We start from the raw sequence: 24,897 nt of genomic DNA on the forward strand, positions 1-24,897 counted from the left end.
GGTCACCGGTGACGACGTACAGATCGATCCCCAGTCGGGCCGGCAGCAGGTCCGGCTTGTCCGGCCACCCGCCGCTGATCGCGCCGATGCCGCATGCCCGGCCGGTCTGTCCCGCCCGCGGGTCGGTGGCCAGGTAGGCGGGTGCGCCAGCGGGCCAGTTCGTCCAGGACGACGCCGGCCGAGGCGACGAGTCCCCCGGGCGGTGTGGCCGACTCCGGCATCATCGCGGCGCCGGAGCGGCCGGTCACCCGGACGGTCAGGTAGAACGCGCCCGGCTCGTGCCACAGCAGCGTGGGCGGGCCGCACTTGGCGACGATCGCCGAGCGCGGGAGCGGACACGCGTCGGCGTAGGCCTCCAGGCCGGTGGTCCCGCCACTGCGGCGGTGCGTACCGGAGCCGGCGAGCAGCAGCCGTCCGGCGCCCGCCTCGGCGAACGCGACCAGCGCGGCCGCCGCCGGCCCGCGGGCCACCCCGAGTCCGAAGCCGGTCACCACGTCGCCGTCCACGGCGAGCGGGGCGATGGGTGCGTCGTCGCCGGTGACGAGCTGGTTGTGCGGACCGCCGTCGTCCAGTGACGTGTCGAGGTGGGAGTACAGCAGCGGACCCGCCCCGTGCGCGGCGACCAGGCTGCCGCCCGCGGGACCGTGCTCCAGTACCTGCCACTCGACGTGCGGCCACCGGCGCGCACACCAGGTGCGCAGCCGGTGGGCCGCCGTCCGCTCCCGCCCGCGAGGGGCGGGAGCGGTGTCGAGCAGGTTCAGGACGTCAAGCAACTGCTGTCTCAAAAACGTCCCCAGTCGTCGGACGCCGGACGCCACACGTCGATGTTGCGCGGGTCGGCCGGCATCCTGCGGGGCCGGTGCGTCTCGTGCTCCTCCGGCGTGAACACCCGGTGCCGGTCGCACAGTTCGAACCGCGGACCGAAGCGCGTGTCGTGCAGGTAGAACGCGATCGACGTCGACGCCGAGTGGTTGACGATGTCGGAGGCTATCGGCGCGCCCTTGTACAGCGCGCGGGCGCGCATCCGCATGACGTGGTCGAGGCTCTTCATCGCGAAGCACAGGTGCGCGACGAAGTGCTCCTTGTTGTTCTGCACCGCGAGGCTGTGATGGTGGCGGTCCTCGCCGCGGAAGAACGTGGTCGAGCCGACGACGTAGTCCGAGGGGATGAACCGCAGGACCTTCTGGTAGAAGTCCTGCGTCTCCTGGTACTTCGTGGTGGCGATGAAGGGGTGCACCAGGTCGAGCGGCCGGATCTCGATGTGCGGCGGCTCGGCGTACTCCTGGAACTCGGTGAACAGCTCGACGATGAGCCCGTTGGGGTCCTTGACCGCGAAGCCGTTCTCGCACAGCGCCTGCTGGCGTTCCTGCAGGTCGAGGACTTCGAGGCCGGCGTCGAGGACGCTCTTGTGCAGCTGCTCCAGGACCTCCTCGCTCTCCACGCTGTAGCCGACCGCGGTCGTCCACCCGTCGGTGCGCTCGGGAGCGTTGATCAGCTCGATCGCGTGGTGCTCGATGTCGGCGCGCAGATAGGCGTACTCGTCTGTACGCTGCTCCAGCTGGAGCCCGACGTGGTACTCGAGGAAGTCGATCGTGGCCTGCATGTCCGGAACCTCGATCCGGGCGTACTCCATGCCGTACGGGGCGTGCGGGCGGGTGCTCACGGGCGCTGTCCTTCCTGAGGTGAGCGAGGGGCGCTCGGTGTACTCGAACGAGGTGATGGCCTGCCGGTCGATGACCGGTCGCCAGCGCGTGTGCACGAAGCTCTCGTGGGACTCGCTGCCGAGATAGGCGAGCAGGTCGTCCTGGCTGTCGAAGTCGACGGCCATGGTGTGGGTGAAGGTCCGGTCGCGGGTGCTGACGTTCTCGCCGAGGACGAAGCCGCGCATGGCCGGGTACCGGTCCGGGAAGGTGCGCAGCTCGGCCAGCACGGACTCGCGCGTGGCCTGGTCGACCGAGTCGGCGAAGCGGAAGGACAGGGTGTGTCGGATCATCGGGTCACCATCCGTCGCCGGTCAGAGGATGAAGCTGAGCCGGGCGCCTGCCGCCAGCGACTCGTGGCCGAGGATCGAGCGCCGCAGCCGGAAACGCAGTCCGTCCTCGGTGGGCACCAGCACATGCTCGTACCAGCCGACGTAGGCGTCGAAGTGGCCGTCGCGGGCGCGGTGCACCACGAAGGACGCCGCGACCCGGAAGGAGTCCTCCGTGTGCTCGGAGAGCCGCACGTTGGACACCAGCCGGTGGGTGCGCGAGTGCGGGTTCTCGGCGTGCGCCTTGCGGGACTTCAGGCGCTTGACCCGGGCGCGGATCAGGTCCCAGTCGTCGTCGACGAAGGAACCGGTCTCGTGCGGCGACCAGCCGGGGCGGTGGTCGGTCGTCGGGATCTCGTAGCGGGCGCCGGGCTCGAAGAGGGCCAGCCAGCCGTCGTAGTCCCAGTGATCGAGGATGTCCGCCTCGGCGTAGAGGAAGTCCTCCACCTCCGGGCGGGTGATGACGCGCCCCTGGCACTGCACGGAGTGGGTGTTGGTGATCGTGGTCATCGCATGTCCCTGCCTGCGAGGAAGGACGCCGGGCGGTCGCCGTGGACCTGGAGGCCGTCATCGAGCCCGACGGCGTCGATCCAGTGCCGCCAGAAGCCCCGCATCGCACCTTCGTCGGTCGACCTGCCCTGTACGCCCTTGACCTCGTCGGCCATACCGCGTGACATGTCGCTGTAGTCCAGCTCGGGCACAGCGGTGCCGGCCGTGGCCTGGATGCCGCGCTGGACCGCCTCGTACGCCTCGATGTCGTCCGGTGTGGCGAGCCCGCCCGGGCCGACGAAGCTGACGACCGTCTTCATGCGCAGGGCGCGCGCGGCCGGGTCCTCGTCGCGCGGGACCAGCTGCCAGGCGCGTACGTCGGTCTGGTCGGGTGCCACCGGCTCCAACTGCCGGATCGACAGCCCCTCGATGTCGAACAGGAGCAGGTTCGGGAACACGAACAGGATGTGGCTCTCGTCGGCCACGTAGTGCGCCCGCTTCTCCCCCAGCCGCTCGGTCATCTCGGCCCGGTGCTGCTCGGTGCGCACCCGCTCGTCCTCGCCGAAGCGTGGCTCCCAGAGCATGCTGATGCGTCCGCCGTGCCCGGTCAGGACCAGCAGTCCGTGGCCGTTGCCGAGGTTGTACGCGTACTGGTTGTCGTCGGTGACGGCGAAGCCGCTCTCGCGCAGGTAGCCCACGAACGTGTTGTGGGTCGGCGCGAAGTGGTAGCCGTCCATCGCGTTCTCGACGGCGAGTTTCCAGTTGCCCCGCACGCTGTACTGCTGTGTGCCGGGCAGCGTGGTCATGCCGCCGGCGTGCTGCTGTTCGATCATCGTCATGTAGTCGGCCGCTTCGCCGAGGTGTTCGAGCAGCGGCGGGACGTCGGGGTCGAACGCGACGAAGACGTATCCCTCGTGGATCTCCAGGCGCGGGACGCCGCGCAGGCCCATGGACGTCTTGAACTCGTCGCTCGACTCGTACGCGTCGGCGTCGGGGATGGCGGCGAGGTCACCGTTGTTGCGGAACGTCCAGGCGTGGTAGAAGCACTGGAACAGCCTGGTCGAGCCCTCGCTCTCGCGGCACAGCACCGTGCCGCGGTGGGGGCAGGAGTTCAGGAAGGCGTGCACCTCGCCGGCGGTGTCCCGGCAGAAGATCAGCGGTCGTCCGCCGAGGGTGCGGACCTTGAAGTCGTTGGGGTGGGGGATCTCGGTCTCGTGGCCGAGGTAGAGCCAGGTGTGTGTCCATACCCAGCCGCGTTCCCGGGTGAAGATCTCCGCGCTGCGGTAGGCCTCGCGGTTGACCCGGAAGGTGAGCCGGTCCCAGTCCTCGACGATCATCGGTGCTGGGACGGTCCGGGGGTTGCTTCCCATTACGGCGTATGCCTCTCACAAGTCCCGACCCGAGTGGCGTTCTGTGAGACGCCATCTCGTATGTCGCGCCAGCTTCCCTTAGCACGGGCGGCAGTGTCAAGCAATCGCCTGATGGTTGACACCCCGGGCCTGCACCGTCATCATCCATTCCACATTAGAAGACACCATCTCGCATTCCGTGCGACCGTGTGAAGGGCAAGAAGCCCGTGCCGTATGTCATCACTCAGGCATGCCTCGACGTCATGGACAAGTCGTGCATGGAGGAGTGCCCGGCCGACTGCATCTACGAGGGCGACCGGATGCTCTACATCCAGCCCGACGAATGCGTCGAGTGCGGGCGCTGCGAACCCGTCTGCCCGCAGATCTCGATCTTCCACCACGAGGACCTGCCGGCCGAGGCCGAGCAGTCCCAGCGCGTCAACGCCGAGTTCTTCACCCTCGAGATCGCCGGAGCCGAACCGCTCGGGTCGCCCGGCGGCGCACGCAAGGTCGGCAGGGTCGGCCGCGACCACCCCGAGGTGGGAGCGTGAGCGGCTTGCCGGCCACCACGGGCGCCGGCCCCGACGTGTCCGTCGACCTACTGATCATCGGTGCCGGTCCGACGGGGCTGTACGGCGCGTACTACGCCGGCTTCCGCGGCATGAGCGTCGCGGTCGCGGACGCCCTGCCCGAGGTGGGCGGGCAGATCACCGCGCTGTACCCCGAGAAGCTCATCCACGACGTGGCCGGCTTTCCCGCCGTCCGCGGCCAGGACCTGGTGGACCGGCTGGCCGAGCAGGCCGGACAGTCGAACCCGACGTACCTGCTCGGGCACGGGGTCACCGACCTCGACGACGCGGGTGAGCACATCGTCGCCACGACCGACGCCGGCACGCGAATCACCGCGGGGGCGGTGCTGGTGTGCGGCGGGATCGGGAACTTCGTGCCCCGCGAGCTCCCTGTGGGCTCCGACTACCTGGGCCGCGGACTGCGGTACTTCGTGCCCCGGCTGGACGAACTCACCGGACAGGACGTCGTGGTCGTCGGCGGCGGGGACTCGGCGCTGGACTGGGCGCTGTCGCTGGAGCCGATCGCCTCGTCGGTGACGGTGGTGCACCGGCGTACGCGGTTCCGGGCCCACGAACGCACCGTCGAGCAGGTGCAGGCATCCTCAGTGCGCGTCCTGACGCCCTACGAGGTCGAGAAGATCTCCGGCGACGGGTCGGTGTCGGAGGTCGTGGTCGCGTCGGACGGCGACCGCATCAGCCTGTCCGCCCAGTCCGTCGTCGCCGCGCTCGGCTTCATCGCCGACCTCGGGCCGATCGAGCGGTGGGGGCTGGAGCTGCGCCGTCGGCGCATCCTCGTCGACCGCACGATGCGCACGAGCCGGGAGCGCGTCTTCGCGGCCGGCGACATCGCCGACCACGACGGCAAGGTCAGCCTCATCTCGATCGGCTTCGGCGAGGCCGCTCTGGCCGTCAACCACATCGCCTCCCTGCTCGACTCGGCCCGCTCCCTCACGCCGGGGCACTCCTCCGATGCGTGAGGGCCTGGCACACGTCATCTCTTCCCGCACATTTACACGGCTCTCACCGTTACGCTATCCAATACGGCGTTCCACGCGACGTCTTACCACTTTACTAAGTACGCGACAGGAGCAGGATTCATGGCCACGAAGGCGCAGCCCGGCACCGGCGAGCAAGGGGCTCCCGACACGACCGCGCCGACGATCCAGACGGTGCAGCGTGCGGCGCTGATCCTCGGCTCGTTCACGGTCGGCAAGCCGCACATGAGTCTCAACGAGATCACCGCGCGGCTCGGGGCGAGCAAGGCGACCGCGCACCGCTACACGAAGGCGCTGCGGGCGGCGAACCTGCTGCGCTACGACGAGCGCACCTCGCTGTACTCCCTCGGCCCCCAGGTGCTCACGCTCGCGACGGCAGCACGGGCCGGCCTGCCGATCGTCGCCGCCGCCGAGCCGTACATGGAGGAGCTGGTCCGGCGCATCGACGAGACGATCGTACTGTCGGTCTGGGACGGCGAGTCGCCGACCGTGGTGCGTTCGGTGGACAACACCGACCACATGGTGCGGATCAGCGTCCGGGTCGGCTCGCGTCTCGACCTCACCTCCTCGGCACAGGGACGGATCTTCCTCACGTTCCTGCCCCCGGACCAGGTACCGGCGCTGCCGCGCTCGGTCCTCAAGTCCTCCGAGCTCACCGAGGAGCTCGAGGCCATCCGGCAGCACGGGCTGTCGGTCAACTCCCCCGCTGTCAACGGGGTCCGCACCATCGCGGCGCCGATCTTCGAGGGCGACAAGATCAGCGGAACGCTCGCTGTCGTCGGCACGACGGCGACCGTCCCCGACGACGTCAAGTCGCCGATGGCGCAGGCACTGCTGGAGACCGCCCGCGCGCTGTCGCAGCGACTGGGCACCTCGGACGGCACACCCAACGGGGGCTGACCCACGTACCGGGACGACGGCCGGCCCACCGCAAAGGCGGTGGGCCGGCGGTCGTGACCTGCGCATCACCCCTCCACGGCATCGCGGTGAGCGTCATGCCGGACTCGGCGGCGCCGATGCCGAGGAGGGCCTGATCGGCTTCTGGCGGCCGTGCCGCCGGGGCCCCGTGCCGGCCGAAACCGTCGTCGCAGGCGTCCCTGAATTCAGGCCGCCCTCTCGGTTCCGTTCGTTCTCCCTTCGCGGTGGATGGGCCTGCCCGAGTCGGTCAGCGGGATCCCCGTCCCACCGTGCCGGGCCGCGATGATCTCTGCCGCGATGGAGACGGCGGTCTCCTCGGACGTACGGGCCCCGAGATCGAGGCCGATCGGGGACCGCAGCCGCGACAGCTCGTTGCGCCGGTCGAGTCCACGGCGGTCACGTGCGGCGGCGGGGACGGAGATCTTCCCCGCGCCCCGGGCAGCGTGGAAACCGCCCGCCGAGCCCACCGTGATCACCACCTCGGGCACCTGCTCCAGCAGGGCGTCGGCCGCTTCATACGGAGGCCTCCCGGCAGGTGACTCGGCCGGCGACGGACGTGGCGGGACGTGGTTGAGCAAGTCGGTCCGTCCGGGCACCGGTTACCGCACGACCCGGTGCGTCAGGAAGCCGGTCCTTCGGTCAGGGAAGCAGGTCGGCCCTCGGCGGGACGAAGAAGTCGATGTTCACGCAGGGAGCCTCCGTCGGCTCCACGTAGTGCTCACTGCCGCGGGGAACCAGCAGGAACGACCCCGCACGCATGTCGTGCGCGACACCGTCCACGTAGTAGTTCGCACGCCCCTCGGCGATATGGACCAGCTGGTCGAACTCCTCGTGCCGGTGCGGGTTGAGCGTCATGCCAACGTCGAGTTCGTGGTGGCAGATCATCATCTCGTCCGTCGCGTACACACGACGGCGTACCCCCGGCCGCACCTGGGTCACCGGCAGCTCGTCCCAGTTGAGGACGGTGCTGAACAGCGCTGCGTTGCGTGTGGTCACTGGTTCTCCTCTCCTGCGGCCACCCGCAGGGCGGCCGCCAACATCTGCAGGTCCGAGCCGACGACCAGGTAGTCGGCGTCGCTCAGGCCCAGGTCGGCTGCGGCGCCCCGGGCCGGTGCCCAGCCGCCGAACGCCACCCCTGTGGAGCGGGCGGCCTCGCGCACCCGGTCCACCGCGGCGCGCAGCACCGCGGGGTCGGCCGGCAGGCCCAGGTCGACCGCGAGGTCGGTGCTGCCGACGAAGCACACGTCGAGAGGGGCGAGCAGATCCGGCAGAGGATCGGTGCGCGCGGTCTCGATCTGGCCCACCAGCACCGGTGGGTCGTCCCGCTCGGCGCGCAGGAAGGCGGCCAGCGGGAGCGCGCCGAAGCGGGCGGCCCTGTTGGCCAGGCTGACCGAACGGCGGCCGGCCGGCGCGAACCGGGTCGCCGCCGCGAGTGCCTCGGCCTGGGCGACGCGGGTGAGCATGGACAGCTGGATGCCCGCCGCCCCGGCCTCCAGCAGCCGGTTGACGGCGGCGGTGTCCACCTCGGGCACGCGGACCAGGGCCGGCAGGCCGCACGCGTGCGCGTGCCGCACCAGGTCGACGGCGTTCTGCTCGGTGAGGGCGGAGTGTTCGAGGTCGACGACCACGAACGCGAACCCGGCCGCCTCGGCCAGTTCCACCACGTCGGGCGACGCCAGCTTGACGAACGTACCGACGGCGGGTCGCCCCGTGGTCAGGGCCGCGCGCAGCCGACGCCGCAGCGGATGGACGTCACCGACGCTCATCGCGTCCTTCCCGGGACGGGCGGGCGTCTCATGCCGCCGGCAGACCGCGCCACGGCACGATGTCGACCTCGGCGCCGGCGTGCAGTACGACGGTCGGCTCCAGGCGCGGCGCGACGATCGTGTTGCCCGCGGCGTCGGGCAGGGTGACCTCGTCGGTCCAGTCGACGACCGTGACGTCGGCCCGTCCGCCGACCTCCAGGCGGCCGTAGCCCTCGGTGTCGAGCCCGAGCAGCCGCGCCGGGGCGACGGTGGCCCGCCGGATGCACTCCTCCAGCGGCGCGCCGAGCGCGACCAGCTTGGAGACGCTGGTGAGCAGGTCGAACACCGGGCCGCGCCAGTTGCGGGCGCTGGTGTCGGAGCTGAGGATGTCGGGCAGGAATCCGTCGGCGATCGCCCGGCGCGCCACCTCGAAGCTGAGGTTGCTCTTGCCGTGGGCGGAGTCGAACAGCACGCCGCGCTCGCGGGCCGCCATGACCGCCGGGTGCACCTGGTCGCCGTCGAGGATGCCGTTCGGCTTCCCGGTGTAGCAGTGCGCCACGATGTCGCCGGGGCGCAGGTAGTCCAGCACGACGGGCACCGGCTCCTCGGTCTCGCCGATGTGCACCATCAGCGGGAGGCGGGCCTGCTCGGCCAGCGCCACGGACTTCTTCAGCAGCGACTCCCAGTTCTCGCCTACGACGTCCTCGGACAGCCGGATCTTGAAGCCGCGCACGATGTCGGGGTGGGCCTCGGCGGTCGCGAGCGCGTCCTCCGGGACCAGGGTGTCGGGGTTGAGCAGCTCGCCGAACCTGAAGTCGATCAGACCGAGCACCGAGACGTTGAGGAAGTTGACGATGCGCAGCGGGTTCGCCTCGACCACCAGCTTGCGGAAGGCCGCGAAGGTCGAGGCGCCGGCCGTGCCGGCGTCCGCCGCCGCGACGACGCCGCGCCGCAGGTGGGCCTCCTCGGCGGGGGCGCCGACCGCGGAGACGTACTGGAAGATGTGGGTGTGGCCCTCGACGAGGCCCGGCAGCACGGTGGAGCCGGTGACGTCGATCGTGCGGGTCGCGCCCGCCGCCAGCCCTTCCCCGATCGCGGCGATGCGGTCACCGGTGACCGCCACGTCGAGCCGGGCGTGGGTGCCCGACGCCGGATCGATGACGGTGCCGCCGGCCAGGACGAGGTCGTAGGACGGCGTGGAGGAGATGGGCATCGGTATGGGCTCCAGGGTGAGAGGTGGTCAGCTGACCGGTTCGGTCAGCCGGTGGTCGTGCGGTGAGGCGTCCGCGGGGCGCACGACGCGGGTGACGAGGGGCAGCACGCCGTCCACCTCGACGCGTACCTCGTCGCCGTCGGCGAGGAAGCAGCCGCGGTCCTGGCCGGTGCCCGCCGGAGTTCCGGTGAGGACGACATCGCCGGGTTCCAGCGCGGCGAACCACGACAAGCGGCTGAGCAGATCGGTGACCGCGAAGATCATCCCGGCGCTCGTGTCGTCCTGGACGAGTTCGCCGTTGACCCGGGTCCGTACGCGGATCGCGTCGCGGTCGGCGAGGTCGTCGGGAGTGCGGATGGAGGCGCCGAGCGGCGTGAATCCCGGGTAGCTCTTGGCGAGGGCGGGCGTGGCGGTGGCGCGCATGACATCACGCGCCGTCATGTCGTTGGCCGCGGTGATGCCGGCGATCGCGGGCCAGACCTCCGACTCGGACGCCTGGTACAGCCGGCGACCGACGACGACCGCGATCTCCCCTTCGTAGTCGGGTTCGGTCGCGGCCCGCGGGATCACCACCTGCGCGCCGGGCGCCAGGACGCCGGACGACGCGGCCAGGTACAGGATCGGCTGCTCGGGCACTCCCCGGCCCGTACGGGCCGCCTTCGACACGTAGTTGAGTCCGACGCCCCACACCGCGCGGGGACGGCCCAGCGGCGCCACGATCGTGGCCTGGTCGAGCGGGATCCGTCGGCGCACCGCGCAGGACGCCAGGCCCTGCAGCGAGCCTTCCTGCTCCAGGACCGCGCCGACGTGCGGCAGAGCCGTGTCCAACAGGGCGATGGCCCCGTCCTCGATCCGGCCCAGGCCGGACTGCGTTGTCACTACTTGCATGACGGCATCTTTCATTGCGAGACGACATCGTGTCAAGCAATGCGAGACGGCGTCATGCAAAGCGATACGCAGGTCAGGTGGGGATACACCGGCACCCCGTCCGCGCGAGAGGCGGACGGGGTGTCAGGGGCCTGGTTCCGGGCTTCCGGCCAGGGGCGTCAGGAGAGCTGCCGCTGCACCTCGCCGCTGTCCCAGTAGTCCGTGCGACGCGTGATGAGGCCGTCGGCGACGGTGAACACGAAGACCCCGCGCACTCGTACGGGGCGGTCGCCGGCCGAACGCATCAGGAACGTCATGACGTACGGCACCGCGGCGGACTCGCCGTCGACGAGGAAGCCCTCGGGCGCGTAGTGCAGGTCCCCGAAGTTCTCGAGGAACCCGGTCAGCGCGGCGCGGTACTCGGCGCGGCCCTTGCGGCTCTGTCCCATCGACGACGTGTGCTCGTTGACGAAGTCCTCGGCCACGCAGGCGGCCACGGCGTCGGCGTCGTGCGCGTTCAACGCCGCGAGGTACGCCTCGACGGCGGCGCGGGTGTCCTTCAGGACGAACCCCACTTCGCGCGGACCGAGTCGAAGACCCGCTGGTCGTGGGAGATCTCGACGACGTTGCCGTCGGGGTCCTTCAGAGCGCAGATGTAGCCGACGGGCTCGGGCATCTGCCGGGGCTCCCAGTGCAGGCAGCCGAGCTCGCGGGCCCGGTCCGCGAGCGCGTCGACGTCCTGGCGCGTGGGCACCTCGATGCCGAGGTGCGCGAACGGGTGCAGCAGGCCCAGTTGGTTGCCCTTGTCCTTGTTGAAGGACACCAGGACGAGCACGAACGGCGTCTCGGCCTGCTGGTCGTTGGAGAGCCAGACGCTCTCGCCGTCGGCGTCCTTGAACCGCTCGACCACGACCAGCGGGGTCAGTGCGGTGTAGAACGCGATCGATTTGTCGAGATCGCCGGTCGGCAGCGCGACGTGAGTCCAGCGTGCCGAGGTGAGACCGGTGGCCACGGTACCTCCAGTGAGTGGTTCGGATTTCTTTGTTCGGATTTGTTTGAGCCTAGGCACGCATGCACCGGCGGGTCGATGTGCTGCGGACACAACACGCAGGCCGGCGATGCTGGCCCCGCGCGACATCGGTTCCGGGACTGCCGCTGTGCGAGCCTGCGAGAGGACAGCGACACGGCGTCGGCTGGGAGACGAGGGCGAGCGTGCACTACCGGATTCTGGGTGGGACGGGCATCGAGGTGAGTCAGCTCTGCCTCGGGTCGATGATGTTCGGCGCCTGGGGCAACACCGACGAGGCGGAGTGCCACCGCATGGTGGCGACGGCGCTGGACGCCGGGGTCAACTTCGTCGACACCGCCGACGTGTACGCCTTCGGCGAGTCGGAGGAGATCGTCGGCCGGGCGCTGAAGGGACGGCGCGACGAGGTCGTCCTGGTGTCGAAGGTCGCGAGCCGGATGCCCGCGGGTCCGCTCGACCGCAACCGGGGCGGCGCCTCCCGGCTGTGGATCACACGTGCCGTGGAGGACAGTCTGCGCCGGCTGGGGACGGACCACCTGGACGTGTACCTCGTCCACCGTCCCGACCCCCTCACCGACGTCGAGGAGACCCTCGGTGCGCTCAGTGACCTGGTGCGGGCGGGCAAGGTGCGGGCGATCGGCACCTCCAGCTTCCCGGCCGAGGAGATCGTGGAGGCGCAGTGGGCGGCGCGGCGCGGTGGCACCGAGCGGTTCACCGTGGAGCAGCTGTCGTACTCGGTCCTGGCCCGGCACGCGGAGGCCGCTGCCCTGCCCACCGCTGAGCGGCACCGCATGGGCGTCATGGTCTGGAGCCCGCTCAACGGCGGCTGGCTGACGGGCAAGTACCGGGCCGGCGTCGGACCGGAGGCGGACTCGCGCGCGCTGAGGAACAGTGACCACTTCGACTTCGCCGACGAGCAGATGCGCGAGCGCAAGCTCGCGGTCGTCGAGGAACTCGTGCGCCTGGCCGCCGAGGAGGGCTGCACGCTCGTCGAGCTTGCGCTGCGGTTCGTGCTCGCCCATCCCGGCGTCACCTCGGCCGTGATGGGCGCGCGCACCCACGACCAGCTCCTGTCGCAGCTCACCGCGGTGGACCGGCCGCTGTCGGCCGAGGCGCTGGACCGGATCGACGCGCTCGTCGCGCCGGGCAGCGCCCTCAACCCGCTCGACACCGGCTACACGCCACCGGCGCTGGAGAGTGCGGCGCTGCGCCGACGCTGACGGCGATGGCAGCTCACCGCGGTGGACCGGCCGCTGTCGGCCGAGGCGCTGGACCGGATCGACGCGCTCGTCGCGCCGGGCAGCGCCCTCAACCCGCTCGACACCGGCTACACGCCACCGGCGCTGGAGAGTGCGGCGCCGCGCCGACGCTGACGGCGATGTCGCACACCTACGGCGGATGCCGGCCCCGCACGGTCGCGGAACCGGCGTCCGCGCTCGCCGCTCCCGGCCGGCAGGTCGTGCCTCGCGGTGGACCGGATCCACGCACCCCTCACACCCGGCAACGGGCCCGGCTCCACCCCGCCGGCGCTGCAGAGCGGGGCCCTGCGCAGCCGGCGGGGTCGCGCACCAACGGGCTCCGTGTCTTCGCGCAAGCAGCATCCGTGCTCGTCCGGTCCCGGTCATCAGGTCGACCCGCGCTCGAAGGGCCGGCCGAGCGCGCCGGGCTCCCGGTGCTGGGTGGTGAACAGGAGCATGGCCAGGAGCGCGAGCAGATACGGGGCCGCGACGAGCAGCTGGGCGTTGAGGGTGACACCGAGCGCCGGGAGCGCCAGGCGCATCGCGTCGGAGAGGCCGAAGACCAGGCAGCCGAGCATGGTCCTCCCGAGCCGCCACGCCCCGAAGATCACCGCGGCGATGACGATGTAGCCGCGCCCGGCGGTCATGTTCTGGTTGAACGATCCGACCTCGCCGACCGCGAGGTACGCGCCACCGAGACCGGCCAGCGCGCCGCACCACAGCAGCGCCTGCCGGCGCCGCATGTTCACCTTGATGCCCGTGACGTCGGCGGCCTGGGGGTTCTCCCCCACCGCCCGCAGTTCCAGGCCCCAGCGGCTGCGCTCCACCAGCCACCAGGTGAGCGGCACCAGCGCGAACATCAGGAAGGCGGGCCAGCGTTCGGAGAACAGCGGCTTGCCGATGAGCGGTATGTCCTGCAACAGCGGGATCGACAGGATGTGGACCTGGTGCGAGACGAACTGGTTCGTCGTGATCAGGTAGCTCGTCAGCCCGAGCACCAGCGCGTTCAGCACCAGGCCGACGACGAAGGTGTTGATCTGCGCCCGGTGGGAGAGGTTGCCGTGCACGAAGCCGAGGACGAGGCCGGTCAGGACGCCTACCGCGAGGCCGACGGTGGCACTGCCGGTCGCGCTCGCGGTGGCGATCGAGGTGAACGCGGCGCCGAGCATCATCGCCTCGACGGAGATGTTCATCGTGCCGGCGCGTTCGGCCACGTACTCACCGCAGGCGGCGAACGCCAGGGGCACGGTCAGCCGGACACCGCTGGCGAGGATGGTGGTGGTGCTGTCCAGAGCGCTCACGCGGCTGCCTTCACCTTGGTCGGGACTACGGACAGGCCGGGCGCCGCCTGCGGTGTGGCACCGCGACGCCGGCGGAAGAGATCGACGAGCACGGGCGGCGCGACGAACGCGAGGACCAGCAGTGATTTGACGACATCGACGAGGTAGTACGGCACTCCCGTGGCCGAGAGGAAGTCGCCGCCCGCGCGCAGCACGGCGAACACCAGCGACACCGGGATCGCGACCAGGGGCCGGTTGCGTGCGACGAGCGCGACGAGCAGGCCGTCCCAGCCGAAGTTGTCCGAGAGCCCGGCCTGCAGCCGGTTGGTGCCGACCGGGCTGACCATCAGCAGCCCGCCCGCGAGCCCGGCGAAAGCTCCGGACAGCGCCAGGGTGAAGCCGCCGAGCGCGGCCACCCGGACACCGGTGTGCTTGGCCGTCAGCGGATTCAGTCCGAGCATGCGCACCCTGAAGCCCCACCGGCTGCGGGTGAGGACCACAGCGACACCGGCCGCCGCGACCAGCGCGATGAACAGGCCGATGTTCCACTGCACCGACGGGTACTGCCCGAAGCCGCCGAGCAGGGCATTGGCCGGCAGTTGGTTGGACGACGCGTCGGCGATGCCCGAGGAGCCCTCCGCGCTCTCCTGGAGGAACCAGGGGGTGCTGACCGCGAAGGTGACGAGCTGGATGGCGAGGAAGGTCATCAGCAGCGTGCTCACCGGGACGTTGACGCCGCGCAGGCGGAGCATCCCCGCGCTGAGCGCGGCCCAGGCGCCGCCGCCGACGGCCGCGGCGATCAGCACCACGACCACCAGCATCGGGCCGGGCACGGCCAGCCGCAGTCCGACCCAGGCTCCGGCCAGGCCGCCGATGAGGACCTGCCCCTCCTGGCCGATGTTGAAGGTGCCGCCCGCCGCGCAGATGCACGCACCGACCGCGACCAGCAGCAACGGCGCCGCGTTGAGCAGCGTCGTCGTCCATCCGTTGGCGTCGGCCAGACTCCCGGTCCATATCGCGTCCGCCGACGCGCTCGGCGAGCCACCGGTCAGGACGAGCAGCAGCGCGGAGGCGCCCGCGGCGACGGCGACCAGCACGGCGGTCAGGCCCGCCGTCAACCAGCCGTCGCGCCCGGGACGAAGCCGGGCGAGAAAACGCCGGGCGAGGTCGTCCCCGTTCGTCAGCGAGGCGGCGCTCATGCGGCCTCACCGCCGACCAGCATGCCCAGTCGCTCGGGGGTCGCCTCCGAGACGGGCAGTGCTCCGGTGATCCGCCCGGACGAGATCACCGCGATCCAGGTTGCAAGGGCCATGACTTCCTCGAGTTCGGTGGAGATGAGCAGCACTCCGACGCCGTCCGCGGCCGCCTGGCGGAGCCGGGCGTACATGTCCTCGATGGCGCCGACGTCCAGCCCGTGTGTGGGTTGCGCGGCCACCAGGACGCTGGTGTGACCGGACAGTTCCCGGGCGAGCACGACGCGTTGCTGGTTGCCTCCGGACAGGCTGCGCACCGGCGCGTCGAGCGAGGGCGCGACGATGTTGAACTCGTCCGCGAGGCGTCGGGCTTCGGCGATCATCGCGCGACGGCGCAACAGGAACCTGCCGCTGAGCTTGTCGAGCGACTTCATGGTCAGGTTCTCGGTGACGCTCATGTCCAGGACGACGCCGCTTTGGTGCCGGTCCTCCGGCACGATGCCGAGACCCGCCTTCCCGAGCGCGCCGGGCCGGGCCACATCGACCCGGCGGCCGGCGACCTCGATGCTGCCGGCGGTCGGCAGGACCAGCCCGGCGAGGACTTCGCCGAGCGTCGCCTGGCCGCTGCCCTCGACACCGTAGAGGGCGCAGATCTCGCCCGCGCCGACGGTCAGGTCGATGCCTTGGAGGACCTTCACCCCGCCTTTTTCGACGGTGAGCCCGGCCAGGCTCAGGACGGGCGGGGGCCGGTCGTGGGCCCCGCCCCGGCCCGTGCCGGTCGTGCTGACCGGCAGCAGGCCGAGGGCGGCTCCCTCGTCGTGCAGGGAGACATCGCGGCCCACCATCTGGCGGGCCAGTTCCGGCGCGGTGGTCTCGGCGGTGACCGCCCGGAAGGCGACCCTGCCCTTGCGCAGGACCGTCACCCGGTCCGTGGCCTGAGCGATCTCGGCAAGCTTGTGACTGATGAGGATGACAGCACGCCCCTCCTCCTGCACCACCCGGCCGAGCACAGCGAACAACTCCTGCGACTCGGCCTGGGTCAGCACGGAGGTGGGCTCGTCGAGGATCAGGATCTGAGGGTTGCGCCGCAGGCACTTGACCACCTCGACGCGCTGCCGCTCGCCCGCCGCGAGCGCGTCGACGCGCGCCTCGGGGTCGACCGGCAGCCCGTACCGGGCGGCGACCTCGGCGATGTCGGCGCAGATGGCCTGCTTGTTCACCGCGCCGGTATCGCCGAGTGCGACGTTCTCCCACACGGTGAGCCCGCTGATGAGGCTGAAATGCTGGTGCACCATGCCGATGCCCAGCTCGGCCGCTTCCTGCGGGCTGTCCAGCGCGACCTGTTCGCCGCGCACCAGCACGGTGCCGGCGTCGCGCCGGACCAGCCCGAGCAGGACCTTCATGAGACTGGACTTGCCCGCCCCGTTCTCGCCCAGGAGACCATGGATCTCGCCGGCGTCGACGGTGAGGTCCACGGCGTCGCAGGCCGTGACGGATCCGTAGGACTTGGTGATGCCACGCAGCTCGAGAATCCGGGCCGCTGAGGTCGTCGGTGTCATCGCGTCTGAATCTCCTGGGTCGGGGTCGGCACGGTCAGCCGAGGCGCTTGACCTCGGCCGCCGGGTCGATCTCCTTGCTGCCGATCTTCTTCATGAAGGCCTCCAGCTGCTTGTCCTCGTCGCCCTGGCCCTTGCAGATCTTGACGGTCGGGTAGGGATCGACGCCCAGCTGCCACACGCGCGTCGTGCCCATCTTCAGGTCGTCCTTGGCGAAGTCCTCCAGCGCGGCGCGGAAGTAGTCACCCGGGCTGAAGATCACCGAGATGTCGAACTTGGGGCTGGTCGAGTCGCACCGGTCGGTGCCCGGGGTGAGGGTCAGCACGCCGTTGGCGTTCGCCAGCTGTGCCGAGGCGTCGGTCGCCCCGCCCAGGTAGGGGTAGATGACCTTGACGCCCTGGCTGATCTGCGCCTGGGTGGCCTCCTTGGCCTTCGCCGAGTCGTTGAAGTCGCCGGTGTAGGTGCTCGTCACGGTGGCCTTCGGGACGACCTCCCGGATACCGGCCAGGAAGGCCTTGGCGGCAAGGACACTGAAGGAGGCCTTGTTGCCGGTGATGAACCCGGCCTTGGTGTAGCCGGCGGCCTTCATCTTCAGGCCCGCCGCGTAGCCTGCGGCGAGCAGATCCTGGTTGGGGTCGTCGGTGGACAGCAGGACCCGCGGGCTCTGGTTGATGTTCGCCGACGACGGCACATACCAGGCGGTCTTGGCGCAGACCGGCTCCTCGGAGGCCGGGATGGCGGTACTCAGCTCACTTGCGCCGAGCGCGACCATGTCGACGTGCTGCTGGCACAGCGCGCGTGCCGCGGTGAGTGCGTCGCCCGCGGGCACGCTGCCGCGCTTGATGACCGTCCAGCCCTTTTCCTTGGCGAAGGCGTCCGCCGAGTCGACGAAGCTCTCGTAGTAGCCGTGGTCGTTGATGTCACCGGGGCTGAGGACACCGATGACGACCTTGCCGTCGCCGTTGACATCGGGCTCGTTGAGGCCCGAGCCGCTGCTGCTGCTCGCCTCGGGGGTCGTCTTGGTTGCCGTCGCCGCGTTGCTGGTGCAGCCGGAGAGCGCGAGGGCTCCGGTGAGGGCGAGGGCGAGGCCGAGCGGGGCCCGACAACGGCGGAGCGAGCTTCTTGCGGTCATGTGCGTTCCATTCACTGGGTGCCACCGCCTCGTCGAGGTGGTGGCGAAAAGGAGGGGGGGCAGTTGGTGGGGTCAGTTGGCGGGCGTGTCGGCCCGGTCGAGGTCGGCGTAGGCGACCCGCTCCTGGTGGAAGACGGACTCCTCACCCGCGGCGACGAAGTACGGGAAGCCCATCCGCCCGACCGCTCGGACCCGGGTGGGGTCGATGCGGTCCGGGGCGGACATGATCGAGTCGTCGGTGGTGATGCAGACGACCTCGGCGAGCACGATGTGCACGCCCGAGAAGCAGGACGTGTGATCGCCGCGGTCGATGACCTCGTGCACACGGCACTCCAGGTGCGCGGGGCTGTCGGCCAGCGACGGCGTGTCGACGACCTGTGAGGGCACCGGCCGCCAGTCGGCGACGTCCATCTCGCTCACGCCACGGGGGTACTCGCGGGCCACCGCCTCGATGTGCTCGGCGATCGCGACGGTGGTCAGGTTGACGACGAACTCGCCCGTGCGCTCGATGTTGAGCCAGGTGTCCTTCGGCTCCGCGGTGCCCTCCCGCTGGGCGCCGATGGTGACCGCGATCAGCGGAGGTTCGCCACAGACCGGCATGTAGTAGCTGTACGGCGCGACATTGACCCCTCCGTCCGGGTCGAGCGTCGTGATCATCGCGATCGGCCGCGGTACCACCAGTTGCGAGAGCAGGCCCTGCTTGTGGGCCGGAGAGCGTCCGGACATGTGGATGACGTTCAACGGGTGGTCTCCTTTGCGGTGCCCGCCGGCCGAGTCGGCCAGGTCGGGCGGGGCGTGAGGCCGGCGCGCCGCAGGAGGGAGGCGGACCGCTCGGCGGCTGCCTCGGCGACGGCGGCGAGGTCGATGCCGGTCGGCCGCCGGTCGCGGACGACCACGCGGCCGTCGACCAGCACGTCACGGACGGTGCGTGAGACGTGGCCCCAGACGAGCTGGCGGGCGAGGTCGCCGCGGGGCATCCAGGCGGGGTCGCTCGTGTCGAGTACGACGATGTCGGCGGCCTTGCCGACCTCGAGGGAGCCGGTCCGCTCGCCGAGTCCGATCGCCTCGGCGCCGTCGACCGTCGCGAGCGCGAACGCCTGCTCGGCGCGGATCGGGTCGGGCAGGTCACGGTCGCGTTCGAGACCGGCGAACAGGTAGGCGGCCAGGAGGACGTCCGGGGCGTCGCCGGCGTTGTGGGCGTCGCAGCCCAGGGCCACCCGGCCGCCCCGGCGCACCAGTTCGGCGTGGCGCGAGGCGCGGGTGTAGCCCTGGGCGAGACGCAGATAGGCCCCGGGGCAGGCGGCGACCGCGGTACGGGTGGCGAGGATCGCGTCGACCTCCGCGTCGTCGAGCCAGACGGCGTGGCCCAGCAGCAGGCGCGGGCCGAGTACTCCCAACTCGGCGAAGTGGACCACCGGCCGACGCCCGCTGCGCTTGGCGTATGCCTCGACGTCGGCGGGTCCCGGCGAGACGTGCCAGGTCAGTCCGGTGTCGAGCCGCTCGGCCAGGCTCGCCGCTCCGGTGAACAGCTCGTCGCTGGCGAGGTCATGGCCGACGAGCGTCACCCACCCGGTGACCGGCCCGGTGACCGGCAGGGACCGGACGATGTCCTCCTGCCTGGCGAGCACCTCGTCGGCGGGGGCGCCGAACGGCACGCCCTCGGCGTCCCAGCCCCAGCCGCCGACCCGCGCGCGGATGCCCGCGGCGGTCAGGCCTGCGGCGACCCGCTCCGGGTAGGCCACCGTGCCAGGTTCCAGCACGGTGGTGATGCCCCGGGTCAGGCACTCGACGGCGGTGATGGTCGCGGCGAGTTCGTCGTCGTCACCGTCGGCGTGGGCGTGCAGCGGCACGATCCAGTCGAAGATCGACTCCTGCGAGCTGATGTGGTCCGGGATCGTGCTGCGTACGAGGGGGTCGACGGTCGTGTGCTGGTGGGCGTCGACGAGGCCGGGGATGACGACACAGCCCGACGCGTCGATCTCCTTTGCACCCGGGAAGCGGGTGCGCAGGTCCTCGGCCGTGCCGAGCGCGGCGATGCTGTCTCCGGACACGGCGAGCGTGGCGCCGGTGAGGACCCTCCGTGCGGAGTCCATGGTGACGATGTCGCCGCCCACGATGAGCAGGTCGGTCATGGCGCGATCACGACCTTTCCGATGGTCTCGCGGGCGCCGAGTACGTCCCAGGCGTCGGCGAGGTCCTCGAGCGGGAACTGGGTGGCGGTGGGCAGGTGAAGGCCGTCGGAGAAGCAGGCTGACGTGGCGGCGGCGAAGTCGGCCGCGGTGTAGCCGCCGGCGCCCAGCAGTTTCAGGCCGCGGTGGAAGACCTCGCTGAGCGAGAACGCCACTTGGTCGCCGCTCGTGTTGCCCAGCATCAGCAGCCGTCCGCCGATGCCGAGGCAGTCCAGTGAGGTGCGCCAGGTATCGGTGCCGACGTGGTCCAGGACCAGGTCCGCTCCGGCGCCGTCGGTGAAGGCCGACACCGCTTTCGCCGGGTCCGGGTCGTCGTTGCGCAGCGCCAGGTCCGCGCCGGCCGTGCGGGCCGCGGCCAGCTTCGCGTCGCTGCCCGCGAAGGCGACGACCGCGGCACCGGCCCGCTTGGCCAGCGCGATGGCCGCCAGGCTGACGGGACTCGCGGCCGCGTGCACGACGAGGGTCTCGCCGGTGTGCAGGGCCCCGACGGTGTGCACCGCGTGCCACGCCGTGGCGAAGGCGGTGGGGAGGGTGACGGCCGCGGCGAGCGACACGAACGGGGGGACCCGGACGATCGTTTCGGCGGACGACAGGACGTATTCGGCGAGCGCGCCGGGGATGTTGCCGCCGATGACGCGCGGGCTCGCGCAGTACGCACGGTCGCCCGCCGAACAGCGCGGGCAATTCCCGCAGCCCTGGGTGGGGTCGGCGATGACCCGGTCGCCTGGGACGATGGAGCCGACCGCGGCGCCGGTCGCCACCACCGTTCCGGCGAAGTCCATGCCCGGCACATGCGGAAGGCGGAAGCCGGGGATCAGGCCCGGCCCCTTGCGCTGCAACAGGTCCAAGCGGTTCAGCCCGCAGTACGCGACCTCGACGACGACGTCACGCGGTCCGCACACCGGCTCCGGGACGTCCTGCAGGGACACGACCTCGGTTCCTCCGAAATCGGTCTGCACCATCGCTCGCACCGCGGCCCTCCTCACCTCTGCCGTCTCGCATTGCGAGTCGGTGGAACGTATTGTGAGGCCACTCTGCCCATGCCGAACAGTGCTGTCAACGCTTGTAGGGAAAAACTGGGTTTCGTCGGCGTTGCGCCTGTCCGTCACCCTCGCGGCGCAGGCCGCAGGCCGGAAAAGGCGGGGCGGACGCACGCTCGGCGCCACCCCCGCCGCGCAGAAGGACGTTCAGTGTCCGGCTGAAACCGGCTCGTCGCCGGGCGGCTGCCGGTCGTCGGCGGCGAGCAGGTCGAGCGCCGCGAGCGCCAGGTGCAACTCCGCCGAGGCGGCGGGAAGCAGCGGGTCCGTGCCCAGAAGGTTCTTGATCTGGCGTACTCGATAGCCCACCGAGTTGCGGTGGAGATGAAGCTGTTCGGAGACGCTCTGCCGACTGCCCCTCTCGGCCAGCCAGGCACGGAGGGTCGCCATCAGCTCCGGACGCTGCCGGATCGGCCCGAGGTGCGCCTCGGCGTACGCCTCGAGGTGCGCGCGCGGGAGGGGCAGCAGCACCTGGACCACCCCGCATCCGCCGAAGGTGAGCAGCGGGACGCCCCGGATCCTGGCCAGACCGAGCAGCCGTTCGGCCTCGGTGAAGGACCGGGCCAGACCGATGGCCGATTCGGGGTGGGAGCCGCTCGCCGCGACGACGTCGTCACCCGCGGCCTCGTCGCCGGTCATGTGGCGCAGCCGGTTTCGCAGGCGGGCGAGCGTGACCTCGCCGGCCGCCACCGTCCATGCCGTGCGCGCCTCCTGCTGCACCGGGTGCTCCAGCCAGGTGAGAGCGGTGGACCAGGCGCGCAGGCGGGAGCCGCTGTAATGGAGGACGGCACCGGCCGGCGGTCGCTGCAGATCGATCCCCAGCTCCGCGGCCGCCGCGCACACCGAGGGGCTCACCGTCCCGGACCGCAGCGCGGCGACGACGTCGGCCGGTGTGGGCGGCGGCGGGGCCTCGGCGGAGTCGTCCCCCGCGCGCACGGCGTCGATGAGGAGCGCGGTGACCGCGGCACCGGCCAGCTGCTGCACGCGCGGATCACCGGGGCCGACGGTCAGCAGCACGCCGGCCACCGTCGTCCCCGCACGCACGGGCAGCGCCGTGGCCCGCAGCCCGTCCAGCGTGTCGACCACCGGTCCGGCCGCGCCGGCGAGCACGCCGTCCGCCACCGCCGCCGGCACTCCTGATCCGCCGTCGGTGGTCGCCAGCACCGCGCCCTCGGCGGACAGCAGCCGCATCTGCCGGCCGGTCGCCCGGACCAGCGTGCGGAGCACGTCCGAGCGCGCGGCGCCGGCGAGCACGGCCTCGGTGAGTTCCCGCTCCAGCACAGCCGTTTCGGCGTCCGGACCGGCCCTGTCGTGGGCCGGTCCGGACCGTGCTTCGGCGACGGTTCCCATGGTGTCGAGTCTCAGCGGGCCAGCAGCCGGATGGCCACGCCCTTCTCCTGCGTGTACTCGCGCAGCGCCGCGTATCCGCCGCCCCGGCTGAAGCCGCTGTCCTTCTGCATGTTGAAGGGGAAGCCGATCACTCCCGCGTCGTGGAACTGGTTGACCGCCACCTGCCCGGAGCGGACGTCCTTCGCCAGGCGCAGCGCCCGGGAGACGTCGTTGGTCCAGATGCAGGCCAGCAGGCCGAAGTCCGTCGCGTTCATCAGCTCGGTCGCCTCGGCGGTGTCGCGGAACGACTGCACGGCGAGGACCGGGCCGAAGATCTCCTCGCGGGCGACGCGCATGCCCGCGTCCACGCGGTCGTACACGGTCGGCTGGACGAACCATCCGTCGCCGGTGGGCGCGCCACCGGTGACCAGCCGCGCGCCGTCGCGAGGCGCGTCCTCGAGGAAGCCGCTGACGCGGGCGAACTGCGTGGCGCTGACCAGCGGCCCCATGTCCGGGTCGGCGTCCCAGGGCCCGGTCTTGACGGCGGCCATGGCGGCGGCGACCCGCTCCACGACCTCGTCGTGCACCGAGGCCTCGACGAGCAGCCGGGAACCGGCGTAGCAGTTCTGTCCCGCGTTCTCGGTGATCGAGCCGACGACCGCCTCGATCGCCGTGTCGAGGTCGGCGTCGGCGAACAGCACGTTCGGCGACTTGCCGCCGAGTTCGAGCTTCACCGGGACGAGGTTCTGCGCGGCGGCCGTCATGATCGCCCGCCCGGTCGTGGTGGAGCCGACGAAGCTGATGTGGTCGACGCCCGGGTGCGAGGTCAGTGCGGCGCCCGCCTCGGGGCCGCCCGCGACGACGTTGATCACCCCGGGCGGGAACCCGGCACGTCGGGCGAGTTCGGCGAGTGCGAACGGGGCCAGCGGCGCGATCTCGGACGGCTTGAGGACGACCGCGTTGCCCGCGGCGAGCGCCGGCGCGACGTTCGCGGCGGTGAGCACGGCGGGCACGTTCCACGGGATGACGACGGCGCACACGCCGTACGGCTCGGGAACCGTGTAGCCCAGGTAGTCGGGGCTGCGGGTCGGCAGGGTGACGCCGGTGAGCTTGTCGGCGGCGCCTGCGAAGTAGTCGATGATGCCGTGCGCGATGTAGATGTTCGTCCGGCCCCCGGACAGTGGTTTGCCCACGTCCCTCGCCTCTACGGCCGCCAGTGCCTCGACGTCGGCGAGGATCAGGTCGGCCCAGCGCCGGATCAGTGCCCCGCGCTCGCTGGGGTTGGTCGCCGCCCAGCCGGGGGAGGCGCGGCGCGCCGCGGCCACCGCGTCGTCGACATCGGCTCCACCTGAAAGCGCCACCGTGGTGATCACCTGCCGGGTGGCCGGATCGACGATGTCCAGGGTGCCGCCGTCGCGGGCCGCGACCCACTCGCCGTCGACGAATTGCTGGGAGGAAGGGAAGTCAACAGCCATACGTGAACCTTGACCGACCTTGTCACGCATGTCAATATGCGATCTCGCTATGTGAGTCACTGAGGAGGCCTGGTGCGTGCCACCGCCGCTCTGCTGGAGCAACCCGGACAGCCATTCGTCCTGACCGAGGTGGACCTGGACGAGCCCCGCCCCGACGAGGTGCTCGTCCGCGTCGCCGGGGTCGGCATCTGCGGCACCGACCTGGAGTTCGCCACCTTCTTCCGCACGCCCGCGCTGCTCGGGCACGAGGGGGCGGGCGTCGTAGAGAAGGTCGGCGCGCATGTCACGTCCGTGCGCCCGGGCGACAGCGTCACCATGTCCTTCGCCTCGTGCGGTACGTGCACGCTGTGCCGCACCGGCTCGCCCGCCTACTGCCGCAGCTTCGACGCGGTGAACTTCTCCGGCCGGCGGCCCGACGGCTCCACCGCGGTGACCCATGAGGGGCGCGAGGTCAACGCCCACTTCCTGGGCCAGTCGTCGTTCGCCGGCCATGTCGTCGCACCGGAGCGGGCGGTCGTCAGGATCGACCCCTCCTTGGACCTGCTGCGGGCCGGGCCCTTCGGCTGCGGCTTCCAGACCGGGGCCGGCGGCGTGCTCAACGTGTTGCAGCCGCGCCCCGGCTCCTCGATCGCGGTCTTCGGGGCGGGGGCCGTCGGTGTGGCCGCCATCATCGCGGCCTCGCTGAGCGGCTGCGCGATCGTCGCCGCCGTCGACGTGAACCCGGCCAAGCTGGAGGCGGCCCGCGGCTACGGCGCCACGCACACCGTCGACTCCTCGGCCGGGCCGGCCGCTGAGCAGCTGGCCGCCCTCGTCCCCGACGGGTTCGACTTCGTGATCGACACGACGGGCCGCGAGGACGTCCTGCGCACCGCGGTGGAGTCACTCGGGCCGCTCGGCCGCGCCGGGGTCATCGGAATCGGCCCGAGCGAGACGATGAGCTTCGACTGGCGCAGCATCCTCAACGGGCGCAGCGTCACCGGCATCATCGGCGGGTCCAGCCTGCCGCAGGTGTTCCTGCCGAAACTGCTCGAACTCAACGCCAAGGGGCAGTTCCCGGTCGAGAAGATGATCACCTACTTCCCGTTCGAGCAGATCAACGAGGCCGTCGCGGCGGTCCGGTCCGGTGCGGTCGTCAAGGCCGTGCTGACCTTCTAGACGGCGTCGGTCCAGGTCTCACGACGTCACCCAGGACACGTTGTCGCACGCGGCGGCACACCTTAGGGTGGCCCGACGCAGATGAGGCACCCGTTCACCCGGTGGCGCGGCC

At 71.3% G+C, this 24,897-nt stretch carries 25 protein-coding genes and 1 pseudogene; 6 read left to right on the forward strand and 20 right to left on the reverse strand.

Annotated features, from left to right (window positions below):
• Nucleotides 1-2: 2 nt before the first annotated feature.
• The 4 genes from M2157_RS09390 to M2157_RS09405 are packed head-to-tail and all read right to left on the reverse strand — an operon-like array spanning nucleotide 3 to nucleotide 3,855.
• A complete protein-coding gene (locus M2157_RS09390) occupies nucleotides 3-818 on the reverse strand; it encodes a hypothetical protein (RefSeq protein WP_280864986.1) in 816 nt (271 codons plus the stop codon).
• A complete protein-coding gene (locus M2157_RS09395) occupies nucleotides 782-1,993 on the reverse strand; it encodes a Dabb family protein (protein ID WP_280861359.1) in 1,212 nt (403 codons plus the stop codon). The genes M2157_RS09390 and M2157_RS09395 overlap by 37 nt, the downstream gene beginning before the upstream one ends.
• 21 nt (nucleotides 1,994-2,014) lie before the next feature.
• The gene (locus M2157_RS09400) at nucleotides 2,015-2,539 is read right to left on the reverse strand and encodes an aromatic-ring-hydroxylating dioxygenase subunit beta (RefSeq protein ID WP_280861360.1); all 525 of its coding nucleotides are present in this window, start codon (nucleotides 2,537-2,539) and stop codon (nucleotides 2,015-2,017) included.
• Nucleotides 2,536-3,855 carry an aromatic ring-hydroxylating dioxygenase subunit alpha gene (locus M2157_RS09405; RefSeq protein ID WP_280864987.1) on the reverse strand — a complete coding sequence of 440 codons (1,320 nt, stop codon included), beginning with the start codon at nucleotides 3,853-3,855 and terminating at the stop codon, nucleotides 2,536-2,538. Before M2157_RS09405 ends, M2157_RS09400 begins: the two co-directional genes overlap by 4 nt.
• 239 nt (nucleotides 3,856-4,094) lie before the next feature.
• Here M2157_RS09405 and fdxA point away from each other — a divergent pair, with 239 nt between their 5' ends.
• The 3 genes from fdxA (at nucleotide 4,095) to M2157_RS09420 (ending at nucleotide 6,331) form a co-directional block, all read left to right on the forward strand.
• The gene (gene fdxA / locus M2157_RS09410; protein WP_057612016.1) at nucleotides 4,095-4,418 is read left to right on the forward strand and encodes a ferredoxin; all 324 of its coding nucleotides are present in this window, start codon (nucleotides 4,095-4,097) and stop codon (nucleotides 4,416-4,418) included.
• A complete protein-coding gene (locus M2157_RS09415) occupies nucleotides 4,415-5,413 on the forward strand; it encodes an NAD(P)/FAD-dependent oxidoreductase (RefSeq protein ID WP_280861362.1) in 999 nt (332 codons plus the stop codon). Before fdxA ends, M2157_RS09415 begins: the two co-directional genes overlap by 4 nt.
• Before the next feature lie 120 nt (nucleotides 5,414-5,533).
• Complete coding sequence (locus M2157_RS09420) at nucleotides 5,534-6,331, forward strand: IclR family transcriptional regulator (protein WP_280861363.1); 798 nt, start codon at nucleotides 5,534-5,536, stop codon at nucleotides 6,329-6,331.
• Nucleotides 6,332-6,534: 203 nt separating this feature from the next.
• Here the strand turns inward: M2157_RS09420 and M2157_RS09425 are convergent.
• From M2157_RS09425 to M2157_RS09455, 7 genes and pseudogenes are all read right to left on the reverse strand, one after another.
• Nucleotides 6,535-6,738, reverse strand: a pseudogene (locus tag M2157_RS09425) (XdhC family protein); the annotation flags it as partial.
• 250 nt (nucleotides 6,739-6,988) lie between these two features.
• Nucleotides 6,989-7,345, reverse strand: a complete 357-nt coding sequence (locus M2157_RS09430) for a cupin domain-containing protein (RefSeq protein ID WP_217238071.1) — start codon at nucleotides 7,343-7,345, stop codon at nucleotides 6,989-6,991.
• Nucleotides 7,342-8,115, reverse strand: a complete 774-nt coding sequence (locus M2157_RS09435; protein WP_280864989.1) for an aldolase/citrate lyase family protein — start codon at nucleotides 8,113-8,115, stop codon at nucleotides 7,342-7,344. The genes M2157_RS09430 and M2157_RS09435 overlap by 4 nt, the downstream gene beginning before the upstream one ends.
• Before the next feature lie 28 nt (nucleotides 8,116-8,143).
• Nucleotides 8,144-9,307 (reverse strand): amidohydrolase family protein, encoded by a 1,164-nt coding sequence (locus tag M2157_RS09440; RefSeq protein ID WP_280861365.1) that lies wholly within the window; start codon nucleotides 9,305-9,307, stop codon nucleotides 8,144-8,146.
• A 27-nt stretch (nucleotides 9,308-9,334) separates the two neighbouring features.
• Entirely contained in the window at nucleotides 9,335-10,195 is an 861-nt protein-coding gene (locus M2157_RS09445) for a fumarylacetoacetate hydrolase family protein (protein WP_280861366.1), read from the reverse strand.
• Nucleotides 10,196-10,353: 158 nt separating this feature from the next.
• Nucleotides 10,354-10,749, reverse strand: a complete 396-nt coding sequence (locus tag M2157_RS09450; protein WP_280861367.1) for a nuclear transport factor 2 family protein — start codon at nucleotides 10,747-10,749, stop codon at nucleotides 10,354-10,356.
• A complete protein-coding gene (locus tag M2157_RS09455) occupies nucleotides 10,734-11,186 on the reverse strand; it encodes a VOC family protein (RefSeq protein ID WP_266510376.1) in 453 nt (150 codons plus the stop codon). Before M2157_RS09455 ends, M2157_RS09450 begins: the two co-directional genes overlap by 16 nt.
• Before the next feature lie 200 nt (nucleotides 11,187-11,386).
• On the opposite strand from M2157_RS09455, the gene M2157_RS09460 reads away from it, so the two are divergent.
• Both M2157_RS09460 and M2157_RS09465 read left to right on the forward strand, forming a co-directional pair.
• Nucleotides 11,387-12,421, forward strand: coding sequence for an aldo/keto reductase (locus M2157_RS09460; RefSeq protein ID WP_280864991.1), 1,035 nt, complete (start codon nucleotides 11,387-11,389; stop codon nucleotides 12,419-12,421).
• A 21-nt stretch (nucleotides 12,422-12,442) separates the two neighbouring features.
• On the forward strand, nucleotides 12,443-12,574 hold the full coding sequence (locus M2157_RS09465) for a hypothetical protein (protein WP_280864992.1): 132 nt from the start codon (nucleotides 12,443-12,445) through the stop codon (nucleotides 12,572-12,574).
• Between the two features lie 251 nt (nucleotides 12,575-12,825).
• Here M2157_RS09465 and M2157_RS09470 read toward each other — a convergent pair whose 3' ends face one another.
• The 9 genes from M2157_RS09470 to M2157_RS09510 form a co-directional block, all read right to left on the reverse strand.
• Nucleotides 12,826-13,740 carry an ABC transporter permease gene (locus M2157_RS09470; RefSeq protein ID WP_280861370.1) on the reverse strand — a complete coding sequence of 305 codons (915 nt, stop codon included), beginning with the start codon at nucleotides 13,738-13,740 and terminating at the stop codon, nucleotides 12,826-12,828.
• Nucleotides 13,737-14,918, reverse strand: coding sequence for an ABC transporter permease (locus tag M2157_RS09475; RefSeq protein ID WP_280861371.1), 1,182 nt, complete (start codon nucleotides 14,916-14,918; stop codon nucleotides 13,737-13,739). The genes M2157_RS09470 and M2157_RS09475 overlap by 4 nt, the downstream gene beginning before the upstream one ends.
• The gene (locus tag M2157_RS09480) at nucleotides 14,915-16,471 is read right to left on the reverse strand and encodes an ABC transporter ATP-binding protein (protein WP_280864993.1); all 1,557 of its coding nucleotides are present in this window, start codon (nucleotides 16,469-16,471) and stop codon (nucleotides 14,915-14,917) included. Before M2157_RS09480 ends, M2157_RS09475 begins: the two co-directional genes overlap by 4 nt.
• A gap of 34 nt (nucleotides 16,472-16,505) precedes the next feature.
• Nucleotides 16,506-17,600, reverse strand: a complete 1,095-nt coding sequence (locus M2157_RS09485) for a BMP family ABC transporter substrate-binding protein (RefSeq protein ID WP_280861373.1) — start codon at nucleotides 17,598-17,600, stop codon at nucleotides 16,506-16,508.
• A gap of 72 nt (nucleotides 17,601-17,672) precedes the next feature.
• The gene (locus M2157_RS09490) at nucleotides 17,673-18,341 is read right to left on the reverse strand and encodes a flavin reductase family protein (RefSeq protein WP_280864994.1); all 669 of its coding nucleotides are present in this window, start codon (nucleotides 18,339-18,341) and stop codon (nucleotides 17,673-17,675) included.
• Nucleotides 18,338-19,732, reverse strand: coding sequence for an amidohydrolase family protein (locus tag M2157_RS09495; protein WP_280864995.1), 1,395 nt, complete (start codon nucleotides 19,730-19,732; stop codon nucleotides 18,338-18,340). Before M2157_RS09495 ends, M2157_RS09490 begins: the two co-directional genes overlap by 4 nt.
• Nucleotides 19,729-20,751 (reverse strand): zinc-binding dehydrogenase, encoded by a 1,023-nt coding sequence (locus M2157_RS09500; protein WP_280861376.1) that lies wholly within the window; start codon nucleotides 20,749-20,751, stop codon nucleotides 19,729-19,731. Before M2157_RS09500 ends, M2157_RS09495 begins: the two co-directional genes overlap by 4 nt.
• A gap of 225 nt (nucleotides 20,752-20,976) precedes the next feature.
• Nucleotides 20,977-22,176, reverse strand: a complete 1,200-nt coding sequence (locus M2157_RS09505) for a helix-turn-helix domain-containing protein (RefSeq protein WP_280864996.1) — start codon at nucleotides 22,174-22,176, stop codon at nucleotides 20,977-20,979.
• 11 nt (nucleotides 22,177-22,187) lie between these two features.
• Nucleotides 22,188-23,630 carry an aldehyde dehydrogenase family protein gene (locus M2157_RS09510; protein ID WP_280861378.1) on the reverse strand — a complete coding sequence of 481 codons (1,443 nt, stop codon included), beginning with the start codon at nucleotides 23,628-23,630 and terminating at the stop codon, nucleotides 22,188-22,190.
• 72 nt (nucleotides 23,631-23,702) lie between these two features.
• Here M2157_RS09510 and M2157_RS09515 point away from each other — a divergent pair, with 72 nt between their 5' ends.
• Nucleotides 23,703-24,785, forward strand: a complete 1,083-nt coding sequence (locus M2157_RS09515) for an NAD(P)-dependent alcohol dehydrogenase (protein ID WP_280864997.1) — start codon at nucleotides 23,703-23,705, stop codon at nucleotides 24,783-24,785.
• Nucleotides 24,786-24,897 lie beyond the last annotated feature (112 nt).

The sequence above is a fragment of the Streptomyces sp. SAI-127 genome, assembly GCF_029894425.1.
GTDB lineage: Bacteria > Actinomycetota > Actinomycetes > Streptomycetales > Streptomycetaceae > Streptomyces.